This window comes from Achromobacter spanius (genome assembly GCF_039673305.1).
GTDB classification, from domain to species: Bacteria; Pseudomonadota; Gammaproteobacteria; order Burkholderiales; family Burkholderiaceae_B; genus Achromobacter; species Achromobacter spanius_F.
Window position 1 is genome coordinate 13,839 of sequence record NZ_JBDJLJ010000065.1, and the last position, 17,299, is coordinate 31,137.

The following is a 17,299-nucleotide window of genomic DNA, read 5'->3' on the forward strand; positions in this document are numbered from 1 at the left end:
ACAAGCGGTAACGGCGCGACAGGTAAAATCCCCGGCTATCGGTTTAGTTGGGGGCTCGCGTGCAGCCGGTCATTTCAGTTCAAGGCTTATCCAAACAATACGCCTCGGGATTCCAGGCGCTCAGGAACGTGAGCCTGGATATCCAGCGCGGCGAGATCTTCGCGCTGCTCGGGCCGAACGGCGCGGGCAAGACCACGCTGATCAGCATCATCTGCGGCATCGTGAATCCCAGCCACGGCAGGGTATTGGCCGACGGCCACGACATCGTGTCGGACTTCCGCGCGGCGCGGTCCAAGATCGGGCTGGTGCCCCAGGAGATCTCCACCGACGCCTTCGAAAGCGTGTGGAACACGGTCACCTTCAGCCGCGGCCTGTTCGGCAAGCCGGCCGATCCGGCCTACATCGAAAAGGTGCTGCGCGACCTGTCGCTGTGGGACAAGAAGGACAGCCGCATCATGGCGCTGTCCGGCGGCATGAAGCGCCGCGTCATGATCGCCAAGGCGCTGTCGCACGAGCCCGCCATCCTGTTCCTGGACGAGCCCACCGCCGGCGTCGACGTCGAGCTGCGCCGCGGCATGTGGGAAATGGTGCGGCGCCTGCGGGAAAGCGGCGTCACCATCATCCTCACCACGCACTACATCGAGGAAGCCCAGGAAATGGCCGACCGCATCGGCGTGATCCGCAAGGGCGAAATCATCCTGGTCGAGGAAAAGAACGCGCTGATGGCCAAGCTGGGCAAGCGCCAGCTCGCCCTGACGCTGAAGGCGCCGCTGCCGGGCGTCCCCACCGCGCTGGACGCCTATCAGCTCGATTTGTCCTCCGACGGCTACAAGCTGGTCTACACCTACGACAACCAGGGCGGCGGGGATATCTCGCGGTTGCTGCACGACCTGAGCAGGCTGGAAATCGAATTCACGGACCTGAACACGTCGGAAAGCTCGCTCGAGGACATCTTTGTCAGCCTGGTACACGGTCAATCATGAACTTCTACGCCATACGCGCCATCTACCTGTTTGAAATGGCCCGGGCCTGGCGCACGCTCATGCAGAGCGTGCTGTCGCCGGTGATCTCCACCTCGCTCTACTTTGTGGTGTTCGGGTCGGCCATCGGCTCGCACATGGTCGAGATCGACGGCGTCAGCTACGGCGCCTTCATCGTGCCCGGCATGATCATGCTGTCGCTGCTGACGCAAAGCGTCGCCAACGCGTCGTTCGGCATCTACATGCCGCGCTTTTCGGGGACCATCTACGAAATCCATTCCGCGCCCATCTCGTACGTCGAGATCGTCATGGGCTACGTGGGGGCCGCCGCCAGCAAGTCCATCATCCTGGGCCTCATCATGCTGGCCACGGCGCGCCTGTTCGTGGCGTTCGAAGTGGCGCACCCCTTCTGGATGCTGGGGTTCCTGGTGCTGACCGCGGTCACGTTCAGCCTGTTCGGCTTCATCATCGGCATCTGGGCCGACGGATTCGAAAAGCTGCAGATCATTCCGCTGATGATCATCACGCCGCTGACCTTCCTGGGCGGCACGTTCTATTCCATCAACATGCTGCCGCCGTTCTGGCAGACCGTGACGCTCTTCAATCCGGTGGTCTACCTGGTCAGCGGCTTTCGCTGGGCCTTTTTCGGCGTGGCGGACGTTCGCGTGGAAATCAGCGTGGGCATGACCCTGGCGTTCCTGGTCGCCTGCCTGCTGGGTGTGCGCTGGATCTTCAAAACGGGCTATCGCCTGAAGACCTGACGGCATAGGCCGGACCGCCAAAAAAAGACGCCACGAACCCGCAAGGGAACGTGGCGTTTTGTCGCGGGCGGTCAGCCGCGGGCGGATCACCGCCGCGACAGCGGGGGGCGGGGACTTAGCGGGGCGCCGGGGCGCCCTGGCTCATGTTGATCACGCGCTGCTTGAGCTGGGGATCCTGCTGCACGGCCTGGCCGATGCCATTGAATTCCTCGACGGTCAGGCCGTCGGCCTGGACCAGCTTGACCATCTTGGCGTCGGCTTCCTGGACGACCTTCTGCTTGGCTTCGTTCGACTTGGCGGCGTCGACCTTGGGACGGTATTCGTCAACGACGCCCGAGATCTTCTGCGACGCCGCGGCAAACTTCTGCAGTTGCTGGTCCGACGGCTGCTTCACGGCGGGCGCCATGCCCGGTTGCGCCTGGGTCTGTCCTTGGGGCTGGCTGGCCTGTTGCGCCAGGGCAGGGGCACCGGACAGCGCCGTCGTCAGGATGGCGGCGGATAGGAATGCGTAAGTGGAACGCTGCATGAAACCTCCATGTTCCGGTTGAATGTGCGTCCATGATGACGACGCGACCCGCTCCGGGACAAGTTTCGCGATGTGTTTTCCTGTGTCGGCAGGCCACCATATGCGCAGGCGTGCCGGGAGGGCGGCCCCAGGGAGCGCCACGGAAACGTTTTGCGCGGTTTCGTAGTCGCTGCTGGCCGCGATGTGTCCTTAGGTTTGCGCGCCGCGGCGCCGACGGCTACAGGATCAGCATGCCGAGCATCACGGCCGCCAGCAGCAGCACATAGACGCGCGCGTGCAGCCGGTCGGGGATGCGGGGGATGAGCGGGGCAGCCAGGCGGATGCCGACGAGCGAACCCAGCGCCAGGACGGCGAAGGCCAGCAGGTCCACGTAGCCCACGATCCACGGCGCAAGCGCGGCGGGCAGCCCGCGGGCCGCGGCAATGTAGGCCAACGTGCCCGCGATGGCCACCGGCAGGGTCAGCGGGTTGGCCATCGCGGCCGCCTTGGCCATGGGCAGGCCGCGGCGCCGCAGCAGCGGCACGGTCATCACGCTGCCGCCCACGCCCAGGAACGCCGCGACCGCGCCGATGGCCACGCCGCCGCCCATCGTGGTCGCCCGCCCCAGCGGACGCGGCGCCTGTTCGTCGCGCCGGGCAAGAAATCCCTGGCGCAGCAGGCAGTCCAGGATCGTCGCGCCCAGGTAGGCAATGAACGCGTACCGCAACAGGCTGCCGTCGGCGCGGGTGGCCGCCAGCGCGCCCAGCAGGGCCCCGGCCGCGATATAGCCGGCCAGGGGCCAGACGTAGGCGCGCACGATGTTGCCGGCGCGCTGGTGCCTGCGCGTGGCCGCGACCGAATTGACGATCATCACGCAGGTGGAGGTGGCCACCGCGATATGCATCGCCGACTGGCCGATCGCGTCGTGGGCGCCGTGCGCGGCGGTGAGCACGCCATACAGCACCGGGACCACCACGAAGCCGCCGCCAAATCCGAACAGCACGGTGGTGACGCCGCTGAACGCGCCGAACAGGGCCAGAACCAGGTAGATCATGCGGTCCATCCTCTTGGGGAAAGCCGCCACGTTACGCGGCGCCAGCCTGGCCCGCATTCCAGGTCTGGACAATAATGTTTTTGTTTCGGCCAACCCGTCCCGACGTCCGGCGCCATGCGCAATACCCATATCGACCGTTACGACCATCTGGACCGCGAGGTCGTCGCCATCGGCAATGACTACCCGCCGGGCGAGCTGCTGCCCGACCACGCGCATCGCCGCGCGCAGCTGCTCTACGGCGCCACCGGGGTCATGCACGTGGTCACGCGGGACGGCAATTGGGTGGTGCCGCCGCAGCGGGCCGTCTGGATACCCGCAGGCGTGACGCATCAGGTCCGCATGCTGGGCGTGAGCACCCGCAGCGCCTACCTAGAACCCGGCGCGGCGCGGGCGGACCGCCATGCCTGCGAGGTCATCGACGTGTCGCCCCTGTTGCGCCAGTTGCTGCTGGAAGCCGTGGACATGCCCGCCACGTACGACCGGCACGGCCGCGACGGCGCGCTGGCCGCATTGCTGCTGCACGAGGTCGAACGCGCGCCGGTGCTGCCGCTGCACATTCCCCTGCCGCGCGACGCGCGACTGGTGCCGCTGTGCCGCGCCTTCATCGACGCGCCCGATGCGCGCCTGCCTCCGCAGGCCTGGGCGGACTCCCTGCACATGAGCCTGCGCACCTTTACGCGCTACTTCAGGCGGCAGACGGGAATGGCGTTTTCAGAATGGCGGCAGCGCGCCTGCGTGGTGCTGGCGCTGGCCCGGCTGGCGGCGGGCCAGCCGGTCACGGCCATCGCACTGGACTTTGGCTACCAGAGTCCGGCGGCGTTTTCCACGATGTTCCGGCGCGTGCTGGGCATGCCGCCCACGGAGTACTTGCGGCGGGACCCGGAGCGGATCGGCTGATCCGCCCTCAGGCGGCGTACCAGAACACCGCGAAGAAATGGCAGGCGGTGCCCGCCAGCACGAAGAGGTGCCAGATGAAATGGCTGTAGCGCCAGCGGTTGTCGAATACGAAGAACACGACGCCGCCCGTGTAGGCCAGTCCGCCGGCCACCAGCCACCACAGCCCGCCCGCGGGCACCAGTTCCAGCAGCGGTTTCACGGCGATGACGACGATCCAGCCCATCGCCAGGTAGAGCCCGGTGGACAGGGCCGGCCGGTTCAGCCGCTTGCTGGCTTTCAGGCCCACGCCCAGCAGCGCCAGCCCCCAGACCAGTCCGAACAGCGTCCAGCCCCAGGGGCCGCGCAGGGCGCCCAGCGCGAACGGGGTGTAGGTGCCGGCGATCAGCAGATAGATGGCGGAGTGGTCCAGCACGTTGAAGATCTGCTTGGCGCGGCAGCGGGGCAGGGCGTGATAGATGGTGGACGCCAGGTACAGCAGGCACATCGACGCGGCGAACACTGCCGCGCCGGCGATGAAGGCCGCGTCGCCCTGGCGCACCGCGGCGGCGATGAGCAGCGGCGCGCCGGCCAGCGCGCCGGCCGCGCCCACGCCGTGGCTGATGCTGTTGGCGATTTCTTCGCCCAGGGTCTGGGGACGGTCGTTGGGAAACATGAATGATTCTTATCGAGGCAAGGCTTCCACCATAGGCGCTTTAAGGGGACGACTCAAGCGTCCGGCGGGATTTGCGGACTGCAATACGGCGCGGCCTTGATCTTGTGCAAGGTCTGGGCGCAAGGGCGCGCCGCGGGGAAAAAGCCCGATCGGAATAGTTACTCTGTGATACATTTGATGCGCTGATCAACCGCCCGGCAGAGGCGGCAAGCTTTCTTCTTCAGGGCTTACACCGCCGTCGGATCGCCTGCGCCGATGCGACGGCCACTCTTAGGGGAGGTACCGATGATTCCGGCAATTGGCCTTATGGTTGGGGCATACATCGTCACCCGAATGACTGCGATGCTGACCCGCCCCGACTCCAGTAAAGTGGTCAAGGTTCTTTCCATCCTTACGATCGCCGTGGCGCTGATTTCCTGTCTGGAACTGCTCACAGGCGCCGCCGCGCGTCCGCCCGCCCGCTTCTGACGACAGGCATTTCCCTTCGGGGCGGCATCGCCGCCACGCCCGGCGGTCCGCCTCTTGCGTCGGACCCAGGCAGTGGCGCAAACAGGATCTACCGAACAGGCCCCAGCCATGGCGCGCAGTTTCAGCAGTCTGTTTTTCAAAGCGGCGAAAAAGATCACCAAGCTCCAGCGGGCGGCCTTGCGCATGGCGGCTCCCAAGGCGGCCCGCAAGCGCACGGCCAAGGCGCGCAAGACGGCCGCCGAGGCGGGGCGCGCCGCCAAGGCCGTCAAGGCCGCTTCTGCGGCCACCGCCCCGGCGTCGCTGGGCAACGGCCGCTGGGAGGCCTTGCGCCAGTTCACCGATGGCTCGGGCCGCAGGCTGGCCTTTTCCCGATATACCCCGGAATCCGCGCCCGGCGCCGGCATGCCGCTGGTGGTGATGCTGCATGGCTGCAGGCAGACCTCGGTGGCGTTCGCGCGCGGCTCGCGCATGAACCAATGGGCCGACGCTGGCGGCTTCATGGTGCTGTATCCGCAGCAGTCCATGACGCGGCAGGTGCAGCGCTGCTGGCGCTGGTTCCAGCCGGACGACGAGCACGGCGGGACCGAGGCCGACCTGATCGCCGCCCTGATCCGGTCGGAGGTCGCGCGCCACGGCCTGGACCCCGAGCGCGTCTACGTCGCGGGGCTGTCGGCGGGCGCGGGCATGGCGGCGCTGGTGGCCTTGCGCCACCCTGATCTGGTGGCCGCAGTGGCCATGCATTCGGGGCCGGTCGTGGGCGACGCCCATAGCGCCGCCGGCGGTGTCAGCACCATGCGCCGCGGCAGCATCAAGCCGCTGGCGCCGCTGCTGGAGTCGGTGGCGGATCCGGCGGTCTTCCGGCTTGGCATGCCCGCGTTGATCCTGCAGGGCATGCTGGATCCGGCCGTCGCGCCGCGCAACGCCCGCCAGCTCTTCGAACAGTTCCGGGCGGTGAACGCCCCGAATCCCGAAGCGCTGCCCGTGGAGCGCGTCCTGGGCTTGGGCACCGAAAAGGCATACCGCCGCGTGGACATCCTGCGCGGTCGCAAGACCGTGCTGCGCCTGTGCGAAATCACCCGGGTGGAACACGCCTGGAGCGGCGGCGACGAATCCGTGCGCTATCACGCGCGAAGCGGTCCCGATGCGTCGGCGCTGGTGTGGCGATTCTTCCAGGGCCAGCGCCGCGTCGCTGCGGAGCGGGCAGATGCGGACGAAGCCGCGGCGGGATGACAGCGGCGGGCGCCAGCGTGTCGAGTCGGCCCGTCCGCCTTGCTATTGTCTGGTTTCCGGGAATGGATATGTCGGCGTGCGGAACGACCGGACCGGCTGTCCGCGGCGTAAGATCGCGGCATTCCCGATCGGCTCGGCGCGCCCGCGCCGGGCGCCGGCCAGGAAAGTCCTACGGAAACCATTGCCATGTCCCTATCCATGTACCAGGCGTCCGTGCCTGTCTTCGTCCGCGGCCTGAACGTGCTGGCCGCGCTGCTGGAAAAAGCCGCCGCGCATGCCCAGGAAAAGGGTATCGACCCGTCCGAACTGGTCAATGCGCGCCTGGCGCCCGACATGTATCCCCTGTCGGGCCAGGTCCAGCGCGCCAGCGACGCATCCAAGTTTGCCGTGCAGCGCCTGTCGCAAGGCGAAGCGCCTAAATTTCCCGACAACGAGACGACGCTCGCGCAACTGCGGCAGCGCATCGCCGACACCCTCGCATACGTGCAAAGCGTGCAGCCCGGGCAGATCGACGGCGCCGAAAGCCGCAAGGTGACGTTGAGCTTTGGCGACTTCAAGCCCGAATTCCAGGGTGACGACTACCTGCTGACATTCGCGCTGCCCAACTTCTACTTCCACGTCGCGACCGCCTACGGCATCCTGCGGCAGGCGGGGGTGCCGATCGGCAAGATGGATTTCCTGGGACCGTACCCGCAGCAGGGCGGACCGGGCGCGTGACGCGCGGGGGCAGCGCCCCCGGTCCCGTCATTTTTTCGACGCGTCCCCGCAGCCTTCCATCGGGCCCATCTTTGCCATGTTTTCCTGGATTTCCTCGGGCGTCAGGTCCTGCTTGTGCGTCGCAAGGGACCAGCGGTGGCCGAACGGATCCACCACCTGTCCGTAGCGGTCGCCCCAGAACATGTCGGCGGCGGGCATCGTGACCTGCGCGCCGGCGGCGACCGCCTGCTGGATTGCGGCGTCCACGTCCTTGACATACAGGTGCAGGCAGATCGGCGTGCCCTTGAGCGCTTTCGGCCCCAGGCTGCCCCATTCCGGAAAATCGTCCATCATCATCAGGACCGAATCGCCGATGCGCACGGCCGCGTGCATGAGCTTGCCGCCGGGGCCGGGCAGCCTTACGAGTTCTTCGGCGTTGAACGCCTTCTTGTAAAAGGCGATGGCATCGGACGCGCCTTCGCACACGATGTGCGGGGTCAGCGTGTGCATGCCTTCGGGGATGTACTTGACTGCGTTGGTTGCCATGTTGTGTCTCCTGTTTATCGTGCGGCTGCGCGCGGCGCAGGTCTAGTTGCCGACCAGGGTGGCGAAGCCGCCCCAGCACATGCGCTTGACGTCGAACACGCCGTCGCAGCACATGTCGGCCAGCCGCGGATCCGCCATGACCTTGGCGTTGATGCGATTGCGTTCTTCCTTGCTGGGGTAGAGGATCCAGGCGAACACCACGGTCTCGCCGTCGCGCGCGCCGGCAGCCGCGCTGAACGACGCAAAGCCTTCGCCGTCGATGTCGTCGGCCACGCCTTCGCGGTAGTCGAGCGCGCCGTGTTCACGCCAGATGCCCTCGGCGCGCTGCGCCATTTTCTTGTACGCGTCCAGGTTCGCCGTGGGCACGCTCAAGAGAAAACCATCTATGTACTTTTCCATCGATCACTCCTTGGGTCCGTGTTGTTCTGTTGTGCGCCGGGAGGCCCGCAATTCATCCCGGCCGCCGTCCGGATTCAGGGCCGGCAGATGTCACTGTATCGGGATCTTCGGGCGTTTCAGATAGGCGATTGCGACAATCTTGCGGGTGGATTGCGTCAGCATGCAGGCGTATGCTTGGCAGCATGAAAAACGTCGCGTTCCTCCTGCCCAAAGGGGCCAACATTGCCGCCCTGGAAACCGCGCGCCACGGCTTCCTGGTCGCCAACGAATACCTGGCCGCGCATGGCCGCGAACCCAGGTTTCATGTCCGCACCCTGGGCCTGACGCGCGAGGTCAGCCTGGACGACGGGCGCATCAAGGTGCAGGCCGACCTGGTGCTGGCGGACGCGCGCGACATCCACATCGCCATCGCGCCGCCGCTGCTGGGCTCGGTGTCCGACGCCGTCCTGTGCAACCGCGAACTCATCGAATGGCTGTCGCGTCACCACCGCGACGGCGGCGAGGTCGCCAGCCTGTGCATGGGCGCCGCGCTGCTGGCCGCGGGCGGGGTGCTGGACGGCCAGCAGGCCGTCGTCCATTGGGTCGCGCAGAACCTCTACGCCAGCCTGTTCCCCAGCGTGCAATGGATCAGCGACCGCGTGGTCATGGCTGAAAACGGGGTCTATACCAGCGGGGGCGCGTTTTCGGCGGCGCACCTGGTTTTGCACCTGATCGAAAAGTACACCGACCGCGACACCGCGATCTGGTGCGCCAAGTACTTCCAGCTCGACTGGAGCCGGCAAAGCCAACTGCCGTTTTCCGTATTCATGGGCCAGAAGGCCCATGCCGACGCCATCGTGCGGGCGGTGCAGGACTACATCGAAGGACGCTACACCGAGAAGATCACCGTCGAAGAACTGGCCGGGCGCCATGCGCTGGGCCGCCGCACGCTGGAGCGGCGCTTCCGCCAGGCCACCGGCAACAGCATCGTCGAATACGTGCAGCGCGTGCGCGTGGAAGCGGCCAAGCAGCGCCTGGAGACCTCGCGCAAGAGCGTCGCCGAGGTCATGTACGAAGTCGGCTACAACGACACCAAGGCGTTTCGCGACATCTTCAACAAGTATTGCGGCATGTCGCCGGTGGGGTATCGCGAGCGCTACCAGTAGCGCCGGCGGGCGTCAGCCCTGATGCCGGTACACGCGCGTGTCGCGCATGGCGAAGCCGGCCGATTCATACAGATGGTGTGCGGACAGCCGGCCGGGATTGGACGTCAGGTCCAGCGTCCGCGCCTTCAGTTCGCGGCTCTTCACGATGGCCGCATGCGTCAGCGCCATGCCCACCTTCAGGCCGCGCGCCTGCTCGTCCACCACCACGTCTTCGATCCATGCGCGCACGCCCGTCGGGATGCGGAAATGCACCAGCGTGAGGGTGCCCACGATGCGCTGGTCGGGCTCCATGGTGGCCACGAAAACGTGGTTGCAGGGCGCCCGGATGATCTCGTCCAGGTCAGCCTTCGACAGCGTCGGCGCGCTCTTGGAGAGCTGCGGCAGCAGCCGCGCAAAGGCCTGCACCAGCTTGTCGTCCGCCTGCGTCGCCAGGGCGACGGTCACGCCGTTGTTCAGGGGTTTCATCGTCTGCCTCCGGGGCTGCGTCCGCGCAAAGGGATGCCAAGCCGATCTTAGCAACCACGGCGTTGCAGGCGTTATTTCGGCTGTCTTTGCCGATTCGCAAACAAGTCCGACGTAAATCTTTGCGAAATGTGTCACGCCTTCTAGACTCGGGTTTTCCCTTAGTCGATGTTCGCGGTAATTCCCGTGTGGTAGCGCTTTGCATGGCAATGGCTGGAGATCGGCGGCACCCCTGAACGTGTAGACCCATGACAAGACTCCGCACCCGCTTCCGCAATTTTTCCATCGGCGCCCGGCTGGCGCTGGGTTTCGGCGCCGTGCTGGCGCTGCTGCTGGCCCTGGCCGGCGTATCGCAGTACGAACTGAGCCGCATCGGGACCATCAACCGGACGATCACCCAGGAAACCTGGACCAAGGCCAGCGCCATATCGGTCGTCGACGTGACGACGCGCGCCAATGCGCGCGTCAATCTCGAACTCATCGTCAATGCCGATCCCGCGGCGACCGACAAGCTCTTCCAGCAGATCGAGGCGAACCGCAAGCGGATCGACCAGGCGCTGGCGACCCTGCGGCCCTTGTTCCACACCGAGGACGCAAGCGCCAGGCTGCGGACGCTGGAAGAGGCCCGCGGCCGCTACGTGAAATCCTTCCAGGCGGTGGGAGCGCTGATCAGGAACGGCGAGCGCGACGCGGCGCGCCAGCGCCTGCTGCAAGAGACGCTGCCCATCCTGGACAGCCTGCAGGCCCACATCATCGAGCTGTCGCGCGTGCAGTCCGCCGACATGGATGCGGCCGGCATCGCCAGCCAGGACGTCATCGGCCAGGCGTCGCGGCTGAACCTGGCCTTGGCGGGCATCGCCCTGGTCCTGGGCGCGGTCTTTGCGTGGCAGGTCACCCGCTCCATCACCCGCCCGCTTGCGCGCGCGGTGAAGGCGGCCGAAACGGTGGCCGGCGGCGACCTGGCCCAGCGCATCGAGGCGGACTCCCGGGACGAAACCGGGCGCCTGCTGCATGCCTTGCAGGACATGCAGGAAAGGCTGGCTGGCGCCGTGCGCGCCATCCGGCACGGTTCCGAGACGATTTCCAGCGCGTCGGGCCAGATCGCCGCGGGCAACGCGGACCTGTCCAGCCGCACGGAAGAGCAGGCCGCGTCGCTGGAAGAAACCGCCGCGTCGATGGAGGAGCTGGCGTCCACCGTGAAGCAGAACGCCGACAATGCCCGACAGGCCAACCAGCTGGCGGCCAGCGCATCGGATATCGCCCAGCGCGGCGGCGCGGCCGTGTCCGCCGTGGTGGGCACGATGCAGGACATTTCGGCCAGTTCGCGCAAGATTTCCGAGATCGTGTCGGTGATCGACGGCATTGCATTCCAGACCAACATTCTTGCGCTCAATGCGGCGGTGGAGGCGGCGCGCGCCGGCGAGCAGGGCAAGGGCTTTGCGGTGGTGGCGGGCGAAGTCCGGTCGCTGGCGCAGCGCAGCGCGCAGGCCGCGCGCGAAATCAAGGCCTTGATCGAGGATTCGGCCGGCAAGGTCGGGGCGGGTTCCAGGCAGGTCGAAGGCGCCGGCGCCACGATGCAGGAGATCGTGGCCGCCGTGCGGCATGTGACCGACATCATGGGCGAGATCGCCGCGGCCTCGCACGAGCAGGCTTCCGGCATCGACCAGGTGAACCGCGCCGTCGCGCAGATGGACGAGACGACGCAACAGAATGCCGCCCTGGTCGAAGAGGCCGCGGCCGCCGCGGGTTCTCTGCAGGATCAGGCGCGCGAGCTGGTGCGGACGGTGGGCGTGTTCCGCCTGGCGGAGGACGTGGGCGGGGGCGGGCGGGAAGATGCCCCGACGCGGGGAGTGGGCAGGCTGATGCTGGCGTAGGGCTGGCGCGGCCACGTCGGCGCCATACGGGACACCATCAGGGGCGCCATCCGGGGCGCCATCCGGTCACCGCGCCACCCGCCCCGGGCGGCTACTGGAAGACGGGCGGCACGGCGGCGCGAGGTTGCCGGCCCACGCCATAGCGGGCTTTCACCTGGCTCGAAAACGCGAGGTGCAGGGACCATCCCGCGGCAACCGCGAACGAGCGCAGGAAAGTGCTCGGGGCGCTGCTGTCCATCACGCTGGCCAGCGGCAGGTCCCTGGCCCATACGACGACGGCGATCATCAGCACGCCCGCCACCGGACCGGCCAGCCACAGGGCCAGATGGGTAACCTTGACCGTCGAAGGCCGGCGCCGGGCAAAGAGCAGCACGCCAGCCACGATGTTGAGCGCGGCGCATGCCGCCATGATGGCGACGATTGCCCACTTGGCCCCGGGCGCCGCGGGCGTCAGCGCGTCCATCGCCTTCATCAGCGGGATGCCCTGGGAAAATTCGAAGATGGGCCGCACGCACAGCAGATAAATGCCAAGAAACATGAGCCAGGCGTTGAGCGCCCCGGGATCATCGGCCTGCGCGGATGCGTTTTGCATGGAGGGTTCGGGTCGGGATGTCATGATCTCACTACGGCTTCGGCGCCGTGCTTCTTAAGCCGGGCGCGGCGCGAGGCTACTTGCCGCAGGCGACCCGTAAAGCCTTTATCTGGGGGCTGTCCGCCGGGAAACGGACGAACTGCACCTGGCGCTCGTCCGGCGTTTCGTCGCCCACCGAGGCGATCAGCTTGTCGTTCATGTAGTAGCTGGTGGCCGCAAGAAAGCCCACCTGCGTGCGCTTGCAGTCGAACAGTACGTCCGTCACCGAGCGGTTGTAGCGTCCACGGTTCTTGTCCGCGCCCGGGATCGTCTGGGGCGAGGCGTACCGGAATTCCATTTTTCCCTTGGCGGTGCCCGACGCCTTGCGCGAGTCTGGCTGGCCAGAGATCCGGATGGCGGCGTTGGGGTGATCGGGGCGCGGCGGCACGTCGAACCATTGCTGGGCCTGGGCGCAAGCGCCGGCTGCCAGGCTGGCCGCGCAGGCCATGACCAGTCGGGCGGCCAGGCCCCGTATCCGGGACGGGCGGGCGGGAACTGCGGATGGTAGGCGCATGGTCGTTCCGTGGTCGAGAGCAGGTTGCCCAAATCGTCCGCCGGGCATCGGGCGGGGCGGACGATTGATCCGGGCCGGGGCCTCAAATGTAGCAAAATGCGGTCTGGCGCCGCTGCACCTGCGCGGCACGATCCCTCTTTGAACCCATCGGTTTGCGACAATGACATTCCTCCCGCAACTGCGCGACCAGTTTGCCCGGTTCGGCGAACTGCGCCCGCAGTCCCCCGGCCTTTGGAAAGGCGACATCCCGCTGCCCCCGGTGCTGGCCGACTTCTACGAGCAGGTGGGGCCGTGGGGCGCGACCTACCACGAGAACGTGGGGCCGGTCGGCATCACGCTTTCGGAAACCAACATCAGCTTCCCCCCGCTGCATCGCCTGTGGGACCTGCAGGCGGGCTACCGCTGGGACGCCTCCAATGGCCAGCGCGTGCCCGCGTGGCAGGACAACTGGCTGGTCATCGCGGACCAGAACGCGGACCCGTTCATCCTGGACACCGACACCGGACGAATCCTTTACGCCATGCACGGCACGGGCGCCTGGAACCCCGACGAACTGGCCCCGGACCTGCCCACGCTGGCCGCCGCGCTCGCTGCGGTGGGCCTGGTGTGCCTGGATGCCGACGAGGACCTGCGCAATGACGACTGGGAAATCAAGCCCGCGCATCGCGAGCGCGCATTGCGCGACCTGGCCGGCGTGCTGGGCAACGACCAGGAAGCGGAGATCTTCCTGGAAACGATCGAGTTTTAAAGAAGGGATTCACGGATGGCGACCTACGCTGAACTTGCCGATGACTGCGGCATTGCGTTGCCGGACGCGTTGCGCCAACTGATTGACGCGGGCCTCACGGGCTACGGCGACATCGAGGCCTGGCGTGCGGACTGGAAAGGCAACACGCTGGCCGCGCGGCCGGTGCTGTCGTGCATGGACGACCTGGAATGGATCGATGCCGGACAGGCCCGCGAAACCGCGGAGGAATGGCTCAACCCCGCTTATCAACATGGCAGGCGTTTCCTGCCTTTTGCCGAAACGGGCGCGGGCGACGCCTATTGCCTGACGCCGACCGCCGACGGCGGCATCGGCGTCGCGCTGGTCTGGCACGACAGCGACGATGCGAGCATCGGATGGGCGTCGTTCGAGGCCTTTGCCTTCGATGCGCTGGTGCGCAGCGCGGCGGACTTCACGCCTCTGATCGAGGACGGTTTCAGCGCGGCGGAAAGCGCGGCATGCGTCAAGGCGAACATCCAGGCCTTGAAGCCTGGTTTGCCCGATGCCATGCAGTCGGCGCTGGACCGCCTGCTGGCCGACGTCGCGCCGGATACGGCGGCGAAGCCAAACGCGCTGGCCGGCCCGGACGCCGTGCGGGCGGCGCTGGCGCTGCTGCCGCCGGCCGCGGACGAATCCTTCGCCGTGGTGGCGCGCTGGGAGTGCGGCGAGCCATAGCGCGCCGCGCCTGCGGCCCGGGCCAGAAACGATACATAGAGGAAAAACATGCATACCCGAAGAAAGCTCTGCGCGGGCCTGCTTTTCGCTGGCGTATTCGCCGGCCTGGCCGGCTCCGCCTTCGCGCGCTCGGAGCTGCCGTACATCGACAGCGTCGTGAACGAAACGGCCCGCGCGGTCATGCGCGAGCATGACATTGCCGGGATGGTGATCGGCATCACCCACCAGGGCCGGCAGCGCTTCTACACGTATGGCGTGGAGTCGTTGCAGACGCGGCGGGCGGTGACGCGGGATACGCTGTTCGAACTGGGATCGATCAGCAAGACCTTCACGGCCACGCTTGCGGCCTACGCCCAGGCCAAGGGCCTGCTTGCGCTGGACGACAGCCCGGCCAGATTCCTGCCCGAACTGGCCGGCAGCGAGTTCTCGAAGCTGACGCTGCTGAACCTGGCCACGCACACCACAGGCGGCTTTCCCCTGCAGGTTCCCGACGCCGTGCGCAACGACGCGCAGCTCATGGATTACCTGAAGGCGTGGAAGCCCGAACACGCCCCGGGCACCCAGCGCACCTACGCCAACCCCGGCATCGGCATGCTGGGCGTGGCCACCGCCGCAAGCATGAAGCAGCCCTTCGCGCAGGCGATGGAAAAAGAGCTGTTCCCGAAGCTGGGGCTGTCCAGCACGCATATCGACGTGCCCGCGGCGAAGGCGTCGCGCTACGCACAGGGCTACAACAAGCAGGGCGCGCCCGTTCGCGTCAATCCCGGCGTGCTCGCGGCCGAGGCCTACGGGGTCAAGTCCAGCGCGCGCGACATGCTGCGCTTCGTCGAGGCCAACATGGACATGGACGTCCTGGACAAGGACATCCGGCGCGCCATCGCCGACACGCACGTGGGCTATTACCAGGTGGGCGGGATGACGCAGGACATGGTGTGGGAACAGTTTCCGTATCCGGTGACGCTGGATACGCTGCTGACGGCCAATGCCGGCACGCTGAACAGCCAGAGCCATGCGGCAAAGGCGATCACGCCGCCGCTGGCGCCGCTGGCCGACGCCTGGATCAACAAGACGGGCTCGACCAACGGCTTTGGCGCCTACGTGGCCTTCGTGCCGGCCCGGGAGCTGGGGATCGTCATCCTGGCCAACCGCAACTACCCGAACGAGGCGCGGGTCAGGCTGGCGGCGGACATCCTGGGCGAACTGGACAAGACGCCGGCCAAGGGCCAGGCGGCGCGCTGAGCGCAGCGCCGGGCGCCTGTGCGGGGGCGTGCGGCGGGACGGCACGGCGAGGCGGACCCGGGGGCAAGCCGCCATTGCGCGGCGCTGGTACACAGCACAGAATCGTGCGCACGCCTGGCCGCGGCGCCGCGGCCGTTCCCTTACCAGGAGTTCACATGAGCCTTGCCCCCGCATCCGAGACCTTGGCCGATCTGCGCGTCGACGGCGCGCGCCTGTGGCAGTCCCTGATGGATCTTGCCCGCATCGGCGGCACCGAAAAGGGCGGCGTGTGCCGCCTGGCCCTGACCGACCTGGACCGGCAGGGCCGCGACCTCTTCGTCAGTTGGGCGCAAGACGCCGGCTGTGAGATCCGGGTGGACGCCATCGGCAACCTCTTTGCCCGGCGGCCGGGGCGCAACAACGCGCTGCCCGCCGTGATGACCGGCAGCCACATCGACACGCAGCCCACGGGCGGCAAGTTCGACGGCAATTACGGCGTGCTGGCGGGCCTGGAGGTGCTGCGCACCCTGAACGACGCCGATGTGCAGACCGAAGCGCCGCTGGAACTGGCGGTGTGGACCAACGAAGAGGGCTCGCGCTTCGTGCCGGTGATGATGGGTTCCGGCGTCTACGCGGGGGCGTTCACGCTCGAGCACGCGCTGGCGCAGCAGGACCGCGAAGGCGTGAGCGTGCGGGATGCGCTGGCCGCCATCGGCTACGACGGCAAGGCCCCCGTGCCGCCGGCGCGGCCGGATGGCGTGGGCGCGTACTTCGAGGCGCACATCGAACAGGGCCCGGTGCTGGAGGCCGCGGACACCGTGATCGGCGTGGTGACCGCCGCGCTGGGGCAGCGCTGGTATGACGTGGTGCTGACCGGCGTGGAGGCGCATGCCGGCCCCACGCCGATGCCGCTGCGCCGCGACGCGCTGCTGGCGGCGTCCGACCTGGTGCGGGCAGTGAACGATATCGCGCTGGCGCACGCGCCGGACGCGCGCGGGACGGTGGGCTGGATGGACGTCTTTCCCAATTCGCGCAACGTGATCCCCGGACGCGTGCGCCTGACGGTGGACCTGCGCGCCGCGGACGACGCCACGCTGTCGGCGATGGACGCCGCGCTGCGCGCCGCGGTGGATGCGGCCGCGCAAGCCGGGGGCGTGACCGCAGAGGTGGAACAGGTGGTGTATTTCGCCCCGCAGCCGTGGGCGCCCCGCCCGGTGGCGTGCGTGGGCGGGGGGGCGCCCGGCCCGTCGCGGGGGGCGGAGGGCGGGGGGAGCGGGGCGGGGCACGACGCGGTCTACCTGGCGCGCGTGGCGCCGGCGGCCATGATCTTCGTGCCCTGCAAGGACGGGATCAGTCACAACGAGATCGAGGACGCCCGTCCCGAACACCTGGAAGCGGGATGCAATGTCCTGCTGCGCGCCATGCTGGCGCAGGCGGGCGTCGTCCGCTGAACGGCGCGCTGCACCAGCGCGGCGCATCCTGCGCCGCCGTGGTGCCAGCGCCGGCCGCCGCGGCCGTTCTGGTATTCCCTGCCTCCTTGTCTGCCTTGCCTCGGGATGCTCAGCCGCATCCCGATTGGCATGGATATTGCTTACACAAATTTTGTGTACTAACTCTGTGCACTCGCGCCGCGCCCTCGCGGGGAGGCACGGGTGCAGGGTTGGTTTCCTCCCCCGGCTTTACCCCATGCAAGACATTGGAGAACCACAATGCAGACACGGAGTATCCGCATCAAATCCATGGCCGCCGCGATCACGATGGCGGCGGCGGGCGCAGGGGCCATGGCGCCCGGCGCCGCGCACGCAGAAAAGGTGTTGCGCATCGCG

Annotated in this window: 20 protein-coding genes; 12 read left to right on the forward strand and 8 right to left on the reverse strand. The window is 67.6% G+C overall.

Annotated elements, in window-relative coordinates:
* The first annotated feature begins 59 nt into the window (after positions 1 to 59).
* Together ABE485_RS27605 and ABE485_RS27610 are read left to right on the forward strand one after the other, a co-directional pair.
* Positions 60 to 983 (forward strand): ABC transporter ATP-binding protein, encoded by a 924-nt coding sequence (locus tag ABE485_RS27605; protein ID WP_346518445.1) that lies wholly within the window; start codon positions 60 to 62, stop codon positions 981 to 983.
* Positions 980 to 1,741, forward strand: a complete 762-nt coding sequence (locus ABE485_RS27610) for an ABC transporter permease (protein ID WP_346518446.1) — start codon at positions 980 to 982, stop codon at positions 1,739 to 1,741. Before ABE485_RS27605 ends, ABE485_RS27610 begins: the two co-directional genes overlap by 4 nt.
* 115 nt (positions 1,742 to 1,856) lie before the next feature.
* Here the strand turns inward: ABE485_RS27610 and ABE485_RS27615 are convergent, their stop codons facing one another.
* Both ABE485_RS27615 and ABE485_RS27620 read right to left on the reverse strand, forming a co-directional pair.
* Entirely contained in the window at positions 1,857 to 2,267 is a 411-nt protein-coding gene (locus ABE485_RS27615) for a DUF4168 domain-containing protein (RefSeq protein WP_346518447.1), read from the reverse strand.
* Positions 2,268 to 2,484: 217 nt separating this feature from the next.
* A complete protein-coding gene (locus ABE485_RS27620) occupies positions 2,485 to 3,300 on the reverse strand; it encodes a sulfite exporter TauE/SafE family protein (protein WP_346518448.1) in 816 nt (271 codons plus the stop codon).
* 114 nt (positions 3,301 to 3,414) lie between these two features.
* Here ABE485_RS27620 and ABE485_RS27625 point away from each other — a divergent pair, with 114 nt between their 5' ends.
* Positions 3,415 to 4,197 (forward strand): AraC family transcriptional regulator, encoded by a 783-nt coding sequence (locus ABE485_RS27625; RefSeq protein WP_346518449.1) that lies wholly within the window; start codon positions 3,415 to 3,417, stop codon positions 4,195 to 4,197.
* A gap of 7 nt (positions 4,198 to 4,204) precedes the next feature.
* On the opposite strand, the gene trhA is transcribed toward ABE485_RS27625, so the two are convergent.
* Positions 4,205 to 4,849, reverse strand: coding sequence for a PAQR family membrane homeostasis protein TrhA (trhA, locus tag ABE485_RS27630; protein WP_346518450.1), 645 nt, complete (start codon positions 4,847 to 4,849; stop codon positions 4,205 to 4,207).
* A 285-nt stretch (positions 4,850 to 5,134) separates the two neighbouring features.
* Between trhA and ABE485_RS27635 the strand changes: the two genes are divergently transcribed.
* The 3 genes from ABE485_RS27635 to ABE485_RS27645 all read left to right on the forward strand — a co-directional run bounded on the left by ABE485_RS27635 (position 5,135) and on the right by ABE485_RS27645 (position 7,264).
* Positions 5,135 to 5,317 (forward strand): hypothetical protein, encoded by a 183-nt coding sequence (locus ABE485_RS27635; RefSeq protein WP_346518451.1) that lies wholly within the window; start codon positions 5,135 to 5,137, stop codon positions 5,315 to 5,317.
* 108 nt (positions 5,318 to 5,425) lie between these two features.
* Positions 5,426 to 6,547, forward strand: a complete 1,122-nt coding sequence (locus ABE485_RS27640) for an extracellular catalytic domain type 1 short-chain-length polyhydroxyalkanoate depolymerase (protein ID WP_346518452.1) — start codon at positions 5,426 to 5,428, stop codon at positions 6,545 to 6,547.
* Positions 6,548 to 6,733: 186 nt separating this feature from the next.
* Positions 6,734 to 7,264 carry a DUF1993 domain-containing protein gene (locus ABE485_RS27645; protein WP_346518453.1) on the forward strand — a complete coding sequence of 177 codons (531 nt, stop codon included), beginning with the start codon at positions 6,734 to 6,736 and terminating at the stop codon, positions 7,262 to 7,264.
* A gap of 27 nt (positions 7,265 to 7,291) precedes the next feature.
* Here the strand turns inward: ABE485_RS27645 and ABE485_RS27650 are convergent, their stop codons facing one another.
* Together ABE485_RS27650 and ABE485_RS27655 are read right to left on the reverse strand one after the other, a co-directional pair.
* Positions 7,292 to 7,789: a VOC family protein gene (locus ABE485_RS27650; protein WP_346518454.1), complete on the reverse strand. Its 498-nt coding sequence runs from the start codon at positions 7,787 to 7,789 to the stop codon at positions 7,292 to 7,294.
* 42 nt (positions 7,790 to 7,831) lie between these two features.
* Positions 7,832 to 8,188 (reverse strand): DUF1428 domain-containing protein, encoded by a 357-nt coding sequence (locus ABE485_RS27655; RefSeq protein WP_346518455.1) that lies wholly within the window; start codon positions 8,186 to 8,188, stop codon positions 7,832 to 7,834.
* 170 nt (positions 8,189 to 8,358) lie between these two features.
* Here ABE485_RS27655 and ABE485_RS27660 point away from each other — a divergent pair, with 170 nt between their 5' ends.
* Positions 8,359 to 9,333, forward strand: coding sequence for a GlxA family transcriptional regulator (locus ABE485_RS27660; protein ID WP_346518456.1), 975 nt, complete (start codon positions 8,359 to 8,361; stop codon positions 9,331 to 9,333).
* A 12-nt stretch (positions 9,334 to 9,345) separates the two neighbouring features.
* Here the strand turns inward: ABE485_RS27660 and ABE485_RS27665 are convergent, their stop codons facing one another.
* Complete coding sequence (locus ABE485_RS27665) at positions 9,346 to 9,798, reverse strand: GNAT family N-acetyltransferase (protein WP_346518457.1); 453 nt, start codon at positions 9,796 to 9,798, stop codon at positions 9,346 to 9,348.
* A 245-nt stretch (positions 9,799 to 10,043) separates the two neighbouring features.
* On the opposite strand from ABE485_RS27665, the gene ABE485_RS27670 reads away from it, so the two are divergent.
* A complete protein-coding gene (locus tag ABE485_RS27670) occupies positions 10,044 to 11,669 on the forward strand; it encodes a methyl-accepting chemotaxis protein (RefSeq protein WP_346518458.1) in 1,626 nt (541 codons plus the stop codon).
* A gap of 91 nt (positions 11,670 to 11,760) precedes the next feature.
* On the opposite strand, the gene ABE485_RS27675 is transcribed toward ABE485_RS27670, so the two are convergent.
* Positions 11,761 to 12,261: a hypothetical protein gene (locus tag ABE485_RS27675; protein WP_346518459.1), complete on the reverse strand. Its 501-nt coding sequence runs from the start codon at positions 12,259 to 12,261 to the stop codon at positions 11,761 to 11,763.
* Between the two features lie 76 nt (positions 12,262 to 12,337).
* Complete coding sequence (locus ABE485_RS27680; RefSeq protein WP_346518460.1) at positions 12,338 to 12,814, reverse strand: hypothetical protein; 477 nt, start codon at positions 12,812 to 12,814, stop codon at positions 12,338 to 12,340.
* Positions 12,815 to 12,974: 160 nt separating this feature from the next.
* Here ABE485_RS27680 and ABE485_RS27685 point away from each other — a divergent pair, with 160 nt between their 5' ends.
* From ABE485_RS27685 to ABE485_RS27700, 4 genes are all read left to right on the forward strand, one after another.
* Positions 12,975 to 13,562, forward strand: coding sequence for a hypothetical protein (locus ABE485_RS27685; RefSeq protein ID WP_346518461.1), 588 nt, complete (start codon positions 12,975 to 12,977; stop codon positions 13,560 to 13,562).
* A gap of 15 nt (positions 13,563 to 13,577) precedes the next feature.
* On the forward strand, positions 13,578 to 14,255 hold the full coding sequence (locus tag ABE485_RS27690; protein WP_346518462.1) for an SMI1/KNR4 family protein: 678 nt from the start codon (positions 13,578 to 13,580) through the stop codon (positions 14,253 to 14,255).
* 48 nt (positions 14,256 to 14,303) lie between these two features.
* Positions 14,304 to 15,494 (forward strand): AMZ family class C beta-lactamase, encoded by a 1,191-nt coding sequence (blaAMZ, locus tag ABE485_RS27695; protein ID WP_346518463.1) that lies wholly within the window; start codon positions 14,304 to 14,306, stop codon positions 15,492 to 15,494.
* A gap of 155 nt (positions 15,495 to 15,649) precedes the next feature.
* Positions 15,650 to 16,924, forward strand: a complete 1,275-nt coding sequence (locus ABE485_RS27700; RefSeq protein ID WP_346518464.1) for a Zn-dependent hydrolase — start codon at positions 15,650 to 15,652, stop codon at positions 16,922 to 16,924.
* The last annotated feature ends 375 nt before the right edge of the window (positions 16,925 to 17,299 follow it).